This is a genomic window from Methylomonas sp. LWB, from assembly GCF_001856095.1.
Classification (GTDB): Bacteria; Pseudomonadota; Gammaproteobacteria; order Methylococcales; family Methylomonadaceae; genus Methylomonas; species Methylomonas koyamae_A.
Genome location: NZ_MKMC01000034.1, coordinates 322396 through 335450, shown reverse-complemented (window position 1 = coordinate 335450; position 13055 = coordinate 322396). Strand labels below are relative to the sequence as shown.

Genomic DNA, 13055 nt, shown 5'->3' with positions numbered 1-13055 from the left:
CTCTGCATCGCGGCTACGTAATACCGACCGATAGGAACCTACCGCGTTGTTTCCGGCTTCTCTACGGTGATAAGCTTATGCCTGTACCCGTGGTACGCGATGCATCACGACCGCTTGTGAAGCTGTGACGGCTTTACCGGCGTCCCCCTTTCGGAGTCTAGCCGGATGAAAACCCTGCCCCTCAACCACGCCTTCACGTTGATCGAACCCGGCCCGGTGGTGTGGGTGACGACCAACGACGGCCGGCGCGACAACGTGATGACGGTTTCCTGGACCATGGTGCTGGACTTCTCGCCCAAATTCGCGATCGCAACCGGGCCGTGGAACCATTCCTATCAAGCGCTTCGCGACACCAAGGCCTGCGTGCTGGCGATTCCGACGCTGGACTTGCTCGACCGGGTGGTCGGCATAGGCATTTGCTCGGGCAGCGATACCGACAAATTCGCCAAATTCGGTTTGACCGCGCTACGCGGCCAGCACGTCGCGGCGCCTTTAATCCAAGAATGCTTAGCGAACATCGAATGCCGGGTGATCGACATCGTGGAACGCCATAACATCGTCGTGCTGGAAGGGCTGGCCGCTTACCTGGACGACGAACGCGCGGAACGCCGCACCCTGCACGCAGTCGGCGACGGCAGTTTCGTTGCCGACGGCATAAAACTGGATCGGCGGGAGATGATGGCGGCGAAATTGCCCGAAGGTATCTGATCGCCCATCCGCAAAAGCGGCGGATTTCGGTCGGTTCCGGCATTCGTTTTTAGCGACGACGTTAGCGCGGCGGGTTCATGCGGCCGCTTGCGGTCCGGAACGCGACGAAGGATGTTCCGAACTCGGCGATTCTGGTTTCTAGCTCAAACGTTGGCGTTATTTACGCCAGCGTTCGAGCTCCCCTGGAAATCATCAAGAAATTTTCGACTATGCCCGAGCCTCCAGCAAACCGTCGAGCTTTTTTGGAAAACGTTATCCTGCCGAACGGCAAGGTTTCGGCGACGAGGGCCGTAGGGCGGATAAGCGAAGCGTCATCCGCCGATAAAGCTGTCAATTATCCGGTCCACCCGCTTCAGCTCGTAGATACTCTGTTCAAAAGCAACAAATTTCGTCGTTTCTTTATTGCGCGACATTTGGTACCGGAATGGCATAAAAGCGTGTGTTATCGAACGGCTGATCGTGCTTCAGCATGCCATGGATCGCATGCAGTAATTTACGCATGACGGCGCAGACGGCTTGCAAAGGTTTCTTGCTGGAAGTACGCCCGCACATGCGGATCGTGCTGTTTGGCACTCAAGGCCGGCATATACAACGCCGAACGAATATGCCGGTTACCGGCCTTGGACAGCCGCATTTTCTTGTGTACGCTTTTGCCCGACTCAAAGGCCTTGGGATCGAGTCCGGCAAACTTGACCCATTCGCGATGCGACAGATTGGGCGGCAATAGCAGCAGCTCCCCCATCAAGGCAATGGCACTGGTTTGGGCAATGCCTTTGATGCCGGCCAGCATTTCGAATATTCGTTGAAGATCCTGGTATTGGTCGATCAACGCCAGCGCCTCGCTAGCCAACGTATCGATACGTTTTTCCAGCTGACTAATCGCCAATTTGGCATCGCGCAGCAAGGCCTGCGGAGTTTCCTCTGTCGCACTCAGCGCATGCAGATGATTTCTCGCGGCGGCTTTTTGACCCGTCAGTGCATCGATGCGGCGAGCAAAACCACGCAAGGCCAACACCTGATTCGAAGGGGGTGTCCAGGCGACGAAATCCATGCGCTCGACATATTCGGCGAGGGTATTGGCATCGACGGCGTCGGTTTTACTGTTTTTCATCAAGGCCTTGGCGAAGTTATGCGAAGCCTTGGGATTAACCACCATCACCGGAATGCCGGCGTCATGTAGCGCAATAGCGAGATCGAAATGGTAAATACCGGTGGCTTCCAGACAGACCTTGATGCCGGGTAATTTGATCAGTTTATTGACCAAACTCGCACGGTCAGCGCGGATATTCGACCGATACATCGCTAACATTTTCTCTGCGGCCGCCTTCACCAACTCCCGCAAAAACCCTGGCTCCACCACTTCCACCTCGGCGCCGTATTTCAGAATATCCATCAGCAATTCTTCGTGGCGGTTGAAGGGGATGCGTAGTTGGTAACGGCCGTCGGTCAGCCACTCGGATTCTTGTCGGCTATGCCAGGTTTCGTCCGCTACCCAGCGGCCGGCCTTGGCGGAGAAATTGAGGATGGCGGTATGTTTTGGGGGTGCCGGCGAAGATGCCGTAGGCGGAGCGAAGTGTTGTTGCAGTGTGTCCGGCTCCAGCAGAAGCGCCGGTTCGCCGCTGGCGGTTGCGGACCTGATTCGGTCCAGCGCGAAGGTGCGCGGTTCGTCGAGTTGGTGGCAGTAGGCGTCCAAGTACCAGTTGTCTTTATATAAAACCAGGTTTTGCGGCGAGATGGTCCGTTCGCTGGTTTGGTCGTCACTACGGGCGTGGTAATGAACCAGTAGCCGTTGTTGCTCGAACAGGGCTTGGACCAGTGTTAGGAACAAGTCGCCGTCGCGGCAGCGGTAAGCGTGGCTGAGGATTTTGACCCGGCTCAGTTTCTGGGTTTTGATGCCCGGCGAGCGGTCCAGTAATTTTTCCAGATGGTCGCGGAGTTGGCCGATTTCGTTGCGTAACAATCCCGGCGTCAGGTTGCCGAGCAGATGCTGGCAGGCAATCAAGGCTTGCAGCTCGTCGGCGGTCAGCCAAATGCCGGGCAGTTCGAACGGGTAACGCAGGTCGGTACGGTCGTAGTAATAACCGCCCGCCGAGCGGTTGCAGATCAGCGGCGCGTTTAAATGGTCGGGCAGTTCCTTCGTCAGGCGTTGTCGAGTGGATTTTGAGCATCCCAGTTGTTTATCGAGTTCTTTTCCGGAAATCGGTGTGCGCCGGTGTTTTAGCAGATTATGGAATTTGATGATTTTGTCGATGTGCTGCATGGTCCGTCATCGCGGTGATCTTCTCGATCGAGAAGTCTAGCGCCTGTTTCCAGGCGCCGGATGTTGGCCGAATTCGGGTTGCCGTTCGCCGCCAGCTTGCACGCTTGGCAAGTCTTGCGACGGTTGGATTTGTCGTGAGCTTGCGGATTTTTTCCCAATTTTGGTGACTGTTTATGAAAGCCATTGGGCAAAGGACCGGCATACCTGGGTCGGAACGCCTTCGATCGCCGCTGAATCCGCTACGACGCCCTTCCTTATTCATTGTCCGCAGTGACAAATCGTTTCATGATCGTTAGGTTAATATCGAGGATTTGCGCGCCCGGTTTTGCGGTGTAATCGTCGCTGGGATGTAAGTGTTGCGTGAAATTACCGGCGGTTACATGCAATAATGGTTCCTTTTTATTTTGCGGTTTTGGGGCAGGGTAACGGGTGAGCGGCGATAACGATATTCAGGCCTTGGCGCTGGCGGTGATTCAGACCGAAATGCAGGCCGTCGCGCGTCTGGCGGAACGGATCGACGAGGCGTTCGTTCGGGCCTGCCATTTGTTGTTGGACTGCAAGGGACGGGTGGTCGTGACCGGCATGGGCAAGTCCGGGCATATTGCCGGTAAGATTGCCGCGACGCTGGCCAGCACCGGGACGCCGGGGTTTTTCGTACATCCGGGCGAGGCCAGCCATGGCGATCTGGGTATGATTACTCGCCAGGACGTGGTGTTGGCATTATCCAACTCCGGCGAGACCGGGGAAATTTTGACGATCTTGCCTATCATTAAGCGACTGGGCGTGCCCTTGGTGGCGATGACCGGCAATGCCGATTCGACGTTGGCCCGCATGGCCAGCGTGCATCTGGACGTCTCGGTGGAACAGGAGGCCTGCCCGTTGGGCTTGGCGCCGACCGCCAGCACGACGGTGGCCCTGGTGATGGGCGACGCGTTGGCGGTGTCCTTATTGGAAACCCGCGGTTTTACCCGCGACGATTTTGCGTTGTCGCATCCGGGCGGTAGCCTGGGCAAGCGCCTGCTGTTGCGGGTCGAGGATATGATGCATCGCGGCGACGAAGTGCCGGTGGTGGCCGACGACGTCTTGGTTAGTCGGGCCTTGCTGGAAATGACCGAAAAGAAATTGGGCATGACGGCGGTGGTCGATGCCGATCGCAAGGTGGTGGGAGTTTTTACCGACGGCGATTTGCGGCGGATGCTGGAGAAAAATCTCGATGTTCACATTACTCAAGTCGCGCAAGTCATGAGCCGACCCGGCACAGTCATCGATGCCGGAATGTTGGCGGCGGAGGCGATGCGCATTATGGAAACCAAAAAAATCAACGCCTTGTTGGTTGTCGATCACGAGCGGGTCTTGCAGGGTGCGCTCAATACCCACGACTTGCTGCGGGCCGGCATCGTTTGAGGGCATTGCGACATGTTTGGATTGGATAGACAAAAGCTGCAACTCATTGAAAACCTCAAACTGTTGATTTTGGACGTCGACGGCGTGTTGACCGACGGCCGGCTGTTTTTCGACGACGAGGGGCGAGAATATAAATGTTTTCATGCCCGCGACGGGCACGGTATCAAGTTGTTGCGGCAGACCGGCGTCGAGGTGGCGGTCATTTCCGGCCGCAAGTCGAATTCGGTGACGTTGCGCATGCGTGGTCTGGGCGTCGAACACGTGTACCAGGGCCACGAGAACAAGCGAGCCGCATTCGCCGAGATTCTGGAGTTGTTGGGGTTGCGAGCCGAGCAGGTCGGCTATGTCGGTGACGATGTGTTGGATTTGCCGATTATGCGCCAGGTAGGTTTCGCGGTGGCGGTTGCCGATGCCAATTTCGCGGTCAAACGTTACGCCGACTGGCAAACCGAAGCGGCTGGCGGACTGGGCGCGGTGCGCGAGGTTTGCGATCTGATCATGCAGGTGCAGGGGCGTTTCGATTCGGTTTTGCAGGCCTATCTATGAAGGGACGCATCCGCAATCTGGCCGTGTACGCTTACGTCGCGCTGGCGGCGGCGTTGTCCTGGTGGCTGGCGGAAATGCATGAGCTGCGTCAGGAGCAGATCAAGATCGAGGAAAACAGTCCCGATTTTTTCAGCGAGGTCTATTACAAACAGGAAATGGGTCTGGACGGTATCGCTAAAAACGAGCTGTCCGCCGAGCGGATGCAGCATTTTAAAACCGACGGCAGCACCCATTTGCAAAAGCCGGTGATGACGCTGTACAACCCCAACCAAATGCCCTGGGTGATTAAAGCCGATAGTGGCGTGATGGCCGCCGACGGCGAACATTTGCAATTGAACGGCACGGTTTTTATCAATCGGGAGGCGTCCAAAACCAACGCGGCGCTGACCGTCAATACTTCGGATTTGCGGGTTAATCTCGCCAGCCATTATGCGGAGACAGCGGCTTGGGCCGAAATTATCGGCCCGCCCAATAAAACGGCGGGAATAGGTATGGAAGCGACTTTCGTCAGTCCGATTCACCTGAAATTGTTGTCCAAAGTGAAAGGTCGCTATGAAATTAAGTAAAATGCTGGGTTGGAGCCTGCTATGGCTCGCGCCGGCGGTCGTTGCGCTGGAGTCGGATTCGGAACAACCGATCTACATCGACTCGAACAATGCCGTCTACGACGAGAAAACCCAGGTCAGCACGTATACCGGCGGCGTCGTCGCGACGCAAGGCACGATTCGTATCGATGCCGATCAGTTGGTGGTTTACCTGAAGGACGGAGCCATCACCAAGCTAATCGCCACCGGTAAGCCGTCGCGCTTCAAACAGTTGCCCGCCGTCGGCAAGGACGAAATGCACGGCGAAGGCTTGGTCAACGAATTCTACCCGGAAAAAAATCTGCTGATTTTCATGAAGAACGCCTCGGTTTGGCAGGGCGACGCCAAACAGTCCAGCGAGTATATCGAGTACGATACCAAGAACTCGCTGTTGAAGGCCGGCGAGCAGAGCACCGATGGCAAGCGGGTGCATTCGGTGATTCAACCCAAGACCAAAAAGGCTCCGTAATGGCGCGTTTGCTTGCCGAGCAGTTGTACAAGCGCTACAACAACCGTAACGTGGTTGATGGTGTCGGTTTGCAGGTCGATACCGGCGAAGTCGTCGGCTTACTCGGCCCCAACGGCGCCGGGAAGACCACCAGCTTTTACATGCTGGTCGGTTTGATTAGGGCGGATAAGGGCGATATTTACCTGGACGATCAGCGCATCACCTACCAGCCGATGCATCGGCGGGCCCGCTTGGGGATAGGCTATCTGGCCCAAGAAGCGTCGGTGTTTCGCAAATTGAGCGTGGCGGATAATTTGCGGGCGGTGTTGCAGATTCGCGACGACTTGACCGACGGTCAGATCGAGCTAATGATTGACGAACTACTGGCGGAATTTAATATCAACCATTTGCGCAAGCAACTGGCGCTGGGCTTGTCCGGCGGCGAGCGGCGCCGGGTTGAAATCGCCCGTGCCTTGGCCAGCGAGCCGCAATTTATTTTGCTGGACGAACCGTTTGCCGGCGTCGATCCGATTTCGGTGCTGGAATTGCAAAAAATCATCGCGCATCTGAAGCAGCGCGGCATCGGTATTTTGATTACCGAGCATAAGGTCAGAGAAACATTGGAGATATGCGATCGCGCCTACATCCTGAACGACGGCAAGGTTATCGCGGAGGGTGTATCCCGCGAACTGGTCGACAATGCGGAAGTGCGCAGAGTGTATCTGGGCGATAAATTTAGCTTATAGATTTTTAAATACACATGAAGCAATCCTTACAACTCCGTATCGGTCAGAGTCTGACGATGACGCCGCAATTGCAGCAGGCGATCAAATTGTTGCAGATGTCGACCCTGGATTTGCAGCAGGAAATCCAGCAGGCGCTTGAATCCAATATGATGCTGGAGGTGGAAGAGGAAGAGTCGCTGAATTTGGATTTTCGAGAAAAGAAAGCCGAAAACCCCGATCAAGTCACCAGCGAGGGGTCGCAAACCGACATGCCGGACGAATTGCCGGTCGACGTCAGCTGGGACGATGTTTACGAAAGCAGTTTGCCCAGTGGCGGAGACGACGGCGACACGCCGGAATTCGAAAGCTTCCGCAGCAAGTCCGAAAGCCTGCACGATCATTTATTCTGGCAATTGGAGTTGCTGCCCATCTCCGACCGCGACTACGCGATCGCGGCGGCGATTATCGATGCCATCAACGACGACGGTTACATCGCCACCGATCTGAACGACATTTGTCAGGGCTTGCAGGAGCAACTCGACAATCTGGAAATCGACGAGGTTCAGGCCGTGTTGCACATGCTGCAGAATTTCGACCCGGTCGGCGTGGCGGCTTTGGACTTGGCCGATTGCCTGCGTTTGCAGTTGCTGCAGTTGCCGGCGACGACACCCTACCGTGAGGATGCGCTGGATTTTGTTAAGCGGCATCTGGATTTACTGGCGACTTGCGATCAAGCCCGCTTGATCAAGCGCGTCGGTATGACCGAGGACGTGTTGCGGGGCGTGTTGGCCTTGATCCGCACCTTGGACCCCAAGCCTGGCGGTCAAGTCCAGGAAGTCAGCGTCGAATACGTGGTGCCCGATGTGTTCGTCGCGAAGGTAGCCGGGGCGTGGCAAGTCAATCTGAATCCGGAAATCGCTCCCAAATTGCGAATTAATCCGTTTTATTCCGGGATGATCAAGCGGGCTGACAACAGCCAGGACAACGTCAGCATGAAAAACCATCTGCAGGAAGCGCGCTGGTTTATCAAAAGCCTGCACAGCCGCAACGACACCTTGTTGCGGGTCGCGCGCAGCATCGTCGAAAAGCAGGGCGATTTTTTCGAGCACGGCGCGATCGCGATGAAGCCGATGGTGTTGCGGGATATCGCCGAGGAACTGGAACTTCACGAGTCGACGATTTCCAGGGTCACCACCCAAAAATACATGCACACGCCGCACGGCGTCATCGAATTCAAATACTTCTTCTCCAGCCATGTCAGTACCGATGGCGGCGGAGAATGTTCGGCGACCGCGATTCGGGCGCTGATCAAAGAATTGGTCGGTTCCGAAAACCCGGCCAAGCCATTAAGCGATAGTAAAATATCCGACTTATTGAATGAAAAAGGCATCAACGTCGCCCGCCGCACCATTGCCAAATACCGGGAAGCGATGTCGATACCGCCAACCAGCCAGCGGAAAAGGCTTATCTGAGTACGGAAGCATAATTTTTAAAAACAGGAGTATTCCATGCAAGTTAGTATCACCGGTCATCACGTAGAAGTTACCGATTCGTTAAAAGCTCATGTCGAAGACAAAATCAGCAAGATCAAGCGTCATTTCGACAACGTCGTGGACGTTCACGTGATTTTGACCGTCGAGAAACTGGAGCAAAAAGCCGAAGCGGCCGTGCAAATCAGCGGCGCCAAACTGTATGCCGAGGATGTCCAGGAAGATATGTATGTCGCGATCGATAACATGGTCGATAAACTGGACAGACAAATCGTCAAACACAAAGAAAAAAACCAAAATCACCGTTAATTCCTATCGGTTCGCGGGGACGGTTTGGCGTCCCCGCCTCGAATTCTCATCATGAAACTCGTCATCGTCAGCGGCTTGTCCGGTTCCGGAAAAAGTATCGCCCTGGATACCCTGGAGGACTGCGGTTACTACTGCATCGATAACCTGCCGGTGGTGCTGTTGCAGCAATTTGTCGACGACGTGATGGCGAAGGCGCCGGCCACGTACGCCAAGACCGCGATCGGCATCGACGCCCGCAATCGCACCGAAAAACTGGCGGACTTCCCCGATTGCATCGCATTTATTCGCGGCAAGGGTATCGATTGCGAAGTGGTTTACATGGAAGCCGACGAAAATATCATCCTGAAGCGTTACAGCGAAACTCGGCGCAAACATCCGTTGACCACCGAAAGCTTGCCGTTGCGCGAGGCGCTGGACATCGAACGACAAATGTTGCATCCGGTGGCGGTGATCGCGGATATCGTCATCGATACCAGTTTTACCCATTACCATCAGTTGCGGGACTTGTTGAAAAACCGCTTGGGCGAGAAAGGTAGGAGTTCGCTGTCCATTTTGTTTCAGTCTTTCGGCTTCAAATACGGCATGCCGCTGGATGCCGATTTCGTGTTCGACGCCCGCAGTTTGCCGAATCCGTATTGGGTGCCGCAGCTAAGGGGTTTGACCGGTAAACACGCCGAAGTGGTCGAATTTTTGCAGCACGAAACGGCCGTCAAGGAATTTCTGCACGATGTCGGTTATTTCGTCGGCCGTTGGGCGCCGCGTTTCGAGTCCGACAATCGCAGCTACCTGACGATCGCGATCGGCTGCACTGGCGGTCAACACCGTTCGGTATACTTGGTCGAGACGCTGGGGCAACACTTTAAAACCCTTACCCCTAACATTATCGTCAGGCATCGGGAGTTACGTTTCCCGGCCTCCTAACCTTCCGGTTTCAGCTTATGACAACACCCACCCTGCCGGAAAACGGCGAACATCTCTTGGCGCGCGCTACGGCGATTCTGGCCAAGGGCTCGCAGATCGAAATTCGCAATCTGGTGCGTTCGCTATATCCGGCCGAAGCGGCATTCGTGTTGGAGGCGCTGGAACCGGAGCCGCGCGCCAGCCTGTGGCGTTTGATTCCGCCCGGTGTCATGGGCGAGGTGTTGATCGAGTTGAATGTCGAAGTTGCGACCGCGTTGTTGGCGATCACCGACCGTAAGGATTTGATGGCCGCGACCGAGCAAATGGGTGCCGACGGCATGGTGGACTTGTTGCATGTCTTGCCGGAACCCTTGCTGTCTCAGGTTATGGAATCGATCGGAGTGCACAACCGCAATCGGTTCGAACAAGCCCTCAGTTACCGCGAGCATACGGCGGGCGGCTTGATGTCTCAAGACGTCTTGACGATACGGGCGGATGTTACCTTGGATGTGGTGTCGCGCTATTTGCGGCTGCGCGGCCGGGTGCCGGCCGGCACCGACAGCCTGATCGTCGTCGATCGCAAGGATAGTTTTCAGGGGGTGTTGGCGATCAGCCAGTTGTTGACGCACGATCCGCACACCAAGGTTTCCGAGTTGATGGATACCAAGAGTCCGGGGATTTCCTACAAAACCCCGAGCCGAGACGTGGCCGCGCTGTTCGAGCGGCGCAAATTGCTGTCGGTACCGGTACTGGCCGACGACGGTAAAGTGTTGGGTAGGATTACGATCGACGACATCCTGGATGTGATTCGCGAAGAAGCCGATCATTCGCTGATGAGCATGGCCGGCTTGACCGAGGAACACGACATGTTCGCACCGGTCGTGGCCAGCGCCAAACGCCGGGCCTTGTGGCTGGGCGTCAATTTGTTGACCGCGTTTCTGGCGGCCTGGGTCATCGATTTGTTCGAAGATACGATACAGCAAATCGTGGTTTTGGCGGTATTGATGCCGATCGTCGCCAGCATGGGCGGTATCGCCGGAAGTCAAACCTTGACGCTGGTGGTTAGAGGCTTGGCGCTGGGTCAGATCAGCGGCGGCAACGCTCGCGGCTTGTTGTTCAAGGAAATTTCGGTCGGCTTGTTGAACGGGCTGATTTGGGCGGTCGTCGTCGCCGCCGTGGCCGGAGTTTGGTTTCACAATCCGCACATTGGTATCCTGCTCGGCGCGGCGATGCTGATCAATTTGGTCTGCGCGGCCTTTTCCGGTGTGGCGATTCCGGTTTTGTTACAAAAAATCGGTGTCGATCCGGCGTTGGCTGGCGGGGTGCTGTTGACAACGGTCACCGATGTGGTTGGTTTTATGACCTTTTTAGGTTTGGCGACGCTGTTTTTACTGTAAGCGATTGTGCTTTTTGTCACGGAAAATGCTAACATTCGGGGTCATACATGAGCTGATTTTCCCAAATCGATGTCCACCGGCACCATTAACTCGCAAAAAACAGCTTTGGAGTTTAAAAGCACCTCATTGACCGTCCCGGTGCTGCTGCTGTCCGGAAACGACTTGCCCGCCATCGACGAGCAACTCAAGGAAAAAGTCGCCCAGGCCCCGGAGTTCTTTCGCAATTCGCCGCTGTTGATCGATTTGCAAAAGCTCAACGCGCAGAATCTGGTGCTAGATTTCGCCGACATCGTGGCGACCGTGCGTTCCCACGGTTTCATGCCGGTCGGCATCCGCGGCGGTAACGAGCAACAAAACCAAGTAGCGCTGGCGATGAATCTGCCGGTGCATTCGCTGCACGGTAGCAATACTCCGCTAATCAGCAAAGAGCCCGCCAAGCAGCCATTGCCGACGCCGGAGCCGCCACCATCGGCCCCCGCCGCGTCGAACGTCGAAAATAAATTAATCACTCAACCGGTACGTTCCGGACAGCGCGTTTACGCCAAAGGCGATTTGATCGTGACCGCGACTGTCAGTGCCGGTGCCGAAATCATGGCGGAGGGCAACATCCACGTCTACGGTTCGTTGCGGGGACGCGCCTTGGCTGGCGTACTAGGCAACGCCGAGAGTCGGATTTTTTGTTCCGATTTGCAAGCCGAGTTGATTTCGATTGCCGGCACCTACCAGCTCCGCGACGATTTGAGTCAGCACGCCCCGCATAAACCGGTACAAATCAGTCTGGCGAACCAGAAGCTGATCATCAAAGAACTTTAGATTTCTAGGAGGAACGACATTGGCCAGAATTATCGTAGTAACATCAGGAAAAGGCGGCGTGGGTAAAACCACCACCAGCGCGGCGATCGCGATGGGTTTGGCCAAGAAAGGCCATAAAACCGCTGTTATCGATTTCGATGTCGGTCTGCGTAATCTGGATTTGATCATGGGGTGTGAGCGGCGAGTGGTCTACGATTTGGTCAATGTGATCAACAACGAAGCAACCTTGAACCAAGCCCTGATCAAGGACAAGCGTTGCGATCAGCTCTATATCTTGCCCGCCTCGCAAACCCGCGATAAGGATGCGCTGACCCTGGACGGCGTCGAGCGCATTCTCGAAGAACTAGCCAAGGATTTTAAATACATCGTTTGCGATTCGCCCGCTGGAATCGAACGCGGTGCTACACTTGCCATGTACTTTGCCGACGATGCCTTCGTCGTGACCAACCCGGAAGTGTCGTCGGTGCGCGATTCGGATCGGATGCTGGGTATACTGGCTAGCAAGTCGCGCCGCGCCGAGAAGGGTGACGAGCCGATCAAGGAATATTTGTTGCTGACCCGTTATTCCCCCGATCGGGTCAAGCTGGGCGAAATGTTGAGCGTGGATGACGTGCAGGAAATTTTGTCGCTGCATCTGTTGGGCGTGATTCCCGAGTCCAAGTCGGTATTGAATGCCTCCAACTCGGGCACCCCGGTGATTTTGGACGAGCAAAGCGACGCCGGTCAGGCTTATGCCGACATCGTCGCGCGTTATTTGGGCGAGGATCGTCCCCACCGATTCATAGAGGAAGAGAAGAAGGGCTTGTTTAGCAAGCTGTTCGGGAGTAAGTGATGAGTCTGTTAGATTATTTCCGGTCATCCAAGCCCAGTAGCGCATCGTTGGCCAAGGAACGGCTGCAAATTCTGGTCGCCCACGAGCGCGCCTCGCGAAATCAGCCTTCTTATCTGCCGCAATTGCAACAGGAGTTGCTCGCGGTGATTCGTAAATACGTCAATGTCAGTCAGGATGCGATTACCGTCAATTTCGAGCAGGATGGCAATCAGGAAACATTGGAACTCAATATTGTGTTGCCCGACGAACGTTAATCGCGCTTTAGCGTTTGTTGTATGTCTGCCGCGTGGCGCCGGACCGAATACCCGATTTTTTTGTTGCTTAAAGTGTGAGGAGCTGAAATGGTAGAGATAATTGGTGAAGCGGCCGGAAAAATCTGGCAATTTTTGAATACCAACGGTGAGGCCAGTGTCAACAAAATCACCACCGAGACTGGTTTGGGCAAAAACGAGGTACAGCGGGCCTTGGGCTGGCTGGCTAAGGAAGATAAACTCAACATCGAAATGAAAGGCCGCGTTGAAACGGTCTCTCTCAAGTAATCGTTCCTTTGTCTCTCCGGAGCGCTTAAGACTGGCCTAAGCGCGTTCGCTTCCAATACCGGTGGCTGTATCGCGGTATTGGACGATCCGGGAGGTGCCC

Annotated in this window: 15 protein-coding genes; 14 read left to right on the top strand and 1 reads right to left on the bottom strand. The window is 55.5% G+C overall.

Features of this window, described 5'->3' with window-relative positions; all coding sequences use genetic code 11:
- The first annotated feature begins 165 nt into the window (after window positions 1-165).
- Window positions 166-708 carry a flavin reductase family protein gene (locus BJL95_RS15355; protein WP_071159117.1) on the top strand — a complete coding sequence of 181 codons (543 nt, stop codon included), beginning with the start codon at window positions 166-168 and terminating at the stop codon, window positions 706-708.
- Window positions 709-1201: 493 nt separating this feature from the next.
- On the opposite strand, the gene BJL95_RS15350 is transcribed toward BJL95_RS15355, so the two are convergent.
- Complete coding sequence (locus BJL95_RS15350; RefSeq protein WP_071159115.1) at window positions 1202-2968, bottom strand: WYL domain-containing protein; 1767 nt, start codon at window positions 2966-2968, stop codon at window positions 1202-1204.
- Window positions 2969-3397: 429 nt separating this feature from the next.
- Between BJL95_RS15350 and BJL95_RS15345 the strand changes: the two genes are divergently transcribed.
- The 13 genes from BJL95_RS15345 (at window position 3398) to BJL95_RS15285 (ending at window position 12955) form a co-directional block, all read left to right on the top strand.
- Window positions 3398-4372: an SIS domain-containing protein gene (locus BJL95_RS15345; protein WP_071159113.1), complete on the top strand. Its 975-nt coding sequence runs from the start codon at window positions 3398-3400 to the stop codon at window positions 4370-4372.
- 12 nt (window positions 4373-4384) lie between these two features.
- Window positions 4385-4918 carry a 3-deoxy-manno-octulosonate-8-phosphatase KdsC gene (gene kdsC / locus BJL95_RS15340; RefSeq protein WP_071159111.1) on the top strand — a complete coding sequence of 178 codons (534 nt, stop codon included), beginning with the start codon at window positions 4385-4387 and terminating at the stop codon, window positions 4916-4918.
- Window positions 4915-5484 (top strand): LPS export ABC transporter periplasmic protein LptC, encoded by a 570-nt coding sequence (gene lptC / locus BJL95_RS15335; protein WP_064028127.1) that lies wholly within the window; start codon window positions 4915-4917, stop codon window positions 5482-5484. The genes kdsC and lptC overlap by 4 nt, the downstream gene beginning before the upstream one ends.
- Complete coding sequence (gene lptA / locus BJL95_RS15330; protein ID WP_064028129.1) at window positions 5471-5971, top strand: lipopolysaccharide transport periplasmic protein LptA; 501 nt, start codon at window positions 5471-5473, stop codon at window positions 5969-5971. Before lptC ends, lptA begins: the two co-directional genes overlap by 14 nt.
- Entirely contained in the window at window positions 5971-6696 is a 726-nt protein-coding gene (gene lptB / locus BJL95_RS15325) for an LPS export ABC transporter ATP-binding protein (RefSeq protein ID WP_064028131.1), read from the top strand. The genes lptA and lptB overlap by 1 nt, the downstream gene beginning before the upstream one ends.
- A 14-nt stretch (window positions 6697-6710) precedes the next feature.
- Window positions 6711-8147, top strand: coding sequence for an RNA polymerase factor sigma-54 (locus tag BJL95_RS15320; RefSeq protein WP_071159110.1), 1437 nt, complete (start codon window positions 6711-6713; stop codon window positions 8145-8147).
- 36 nt (window positions 8148-8183) lie between these two features.
- Window positions 8184-8474, top strand: a complete 291-nt coding sequence (gene raiA / locus BJL95_RS15315; RefSeq protein WP_064028135.1) for a ribosome-associated translation inhibitor RaiA — start codon at window positions 8184-8186, stop codon at window positions 8472-8474.
- 51 nt (window positions 8475-8525) lie between these two features.
- Window positions 8526-9395: an RNase adapter RapZ gene (gene rapZ / locus BJL95_RS15310; protein WP_071159107.1), complete on the top strand. Its 870-nt coding sequence runs from the start codon at window positions 8526-8528 to the stop codon at window positions 9393-9395.
- 17 nt (window positions 9396-9412) lie between these two features.
- Window positions 9413-10771: a magnesium transporter gene (gene mgtE / locus BJL95_RS15305; protein WP_064028140.1), complete on the top strand. Its 1359-nt coding sequence runs from the start codon at window positions 9413-9415 to the stop codon at window positions 10769-10771.
- Between the two features lie 69 nt (window positions 10772-10840).
- Window positions 10841-11584 (top strand): septum site-determining protein MinC, encoded by a 744-nt coding sequence (minC, locus tag BJL95_RS15300; protein ID WP_071159105.1) that lies wholly within the window; start codon window positions 10841-10843, stop codon window positions 11582-11584.
- A gap of 19 nt (window positions 11585-11603) precedes the next feature.
- A complete protein-coding gene (minD, locus tag BJL95_RS15295) occupies window positions 11604-12416 on the top strand; it encodes a septum site-determining protein MinD (protein ID WP_071159103.1) in 813 nt (270 codons plus the stop codon).
- Window positions 12416-12670, top strand: a complete 255-nt coding sequence (minE, locus tag BJL95_RS15290) for a cell division topological specificity factor MinE (RefSeq protein ID WP_064028145.1) — start codon at window positions 12416-12418, stop codon at window positions 12668-12670. The genes minD and minE overlap by 1 nt, the downstream gene beginning before the upstream one ends.
- A gap of 87 nt (window positions 12671-12757) precedes the next feature.
- On the top strand, window positions 12758-12955 hold the full coding sequence (locus BJL95_RS15285) for a winged helix-turn-helix domain-containing protein (protein ID WP_064028147.1): 198 nt from the start codon (window positions 12758-12760) through the stop codon (window positions 12953-12955).
- Window positions 12956-13055 lie beyond the last annotated feature (100 nt).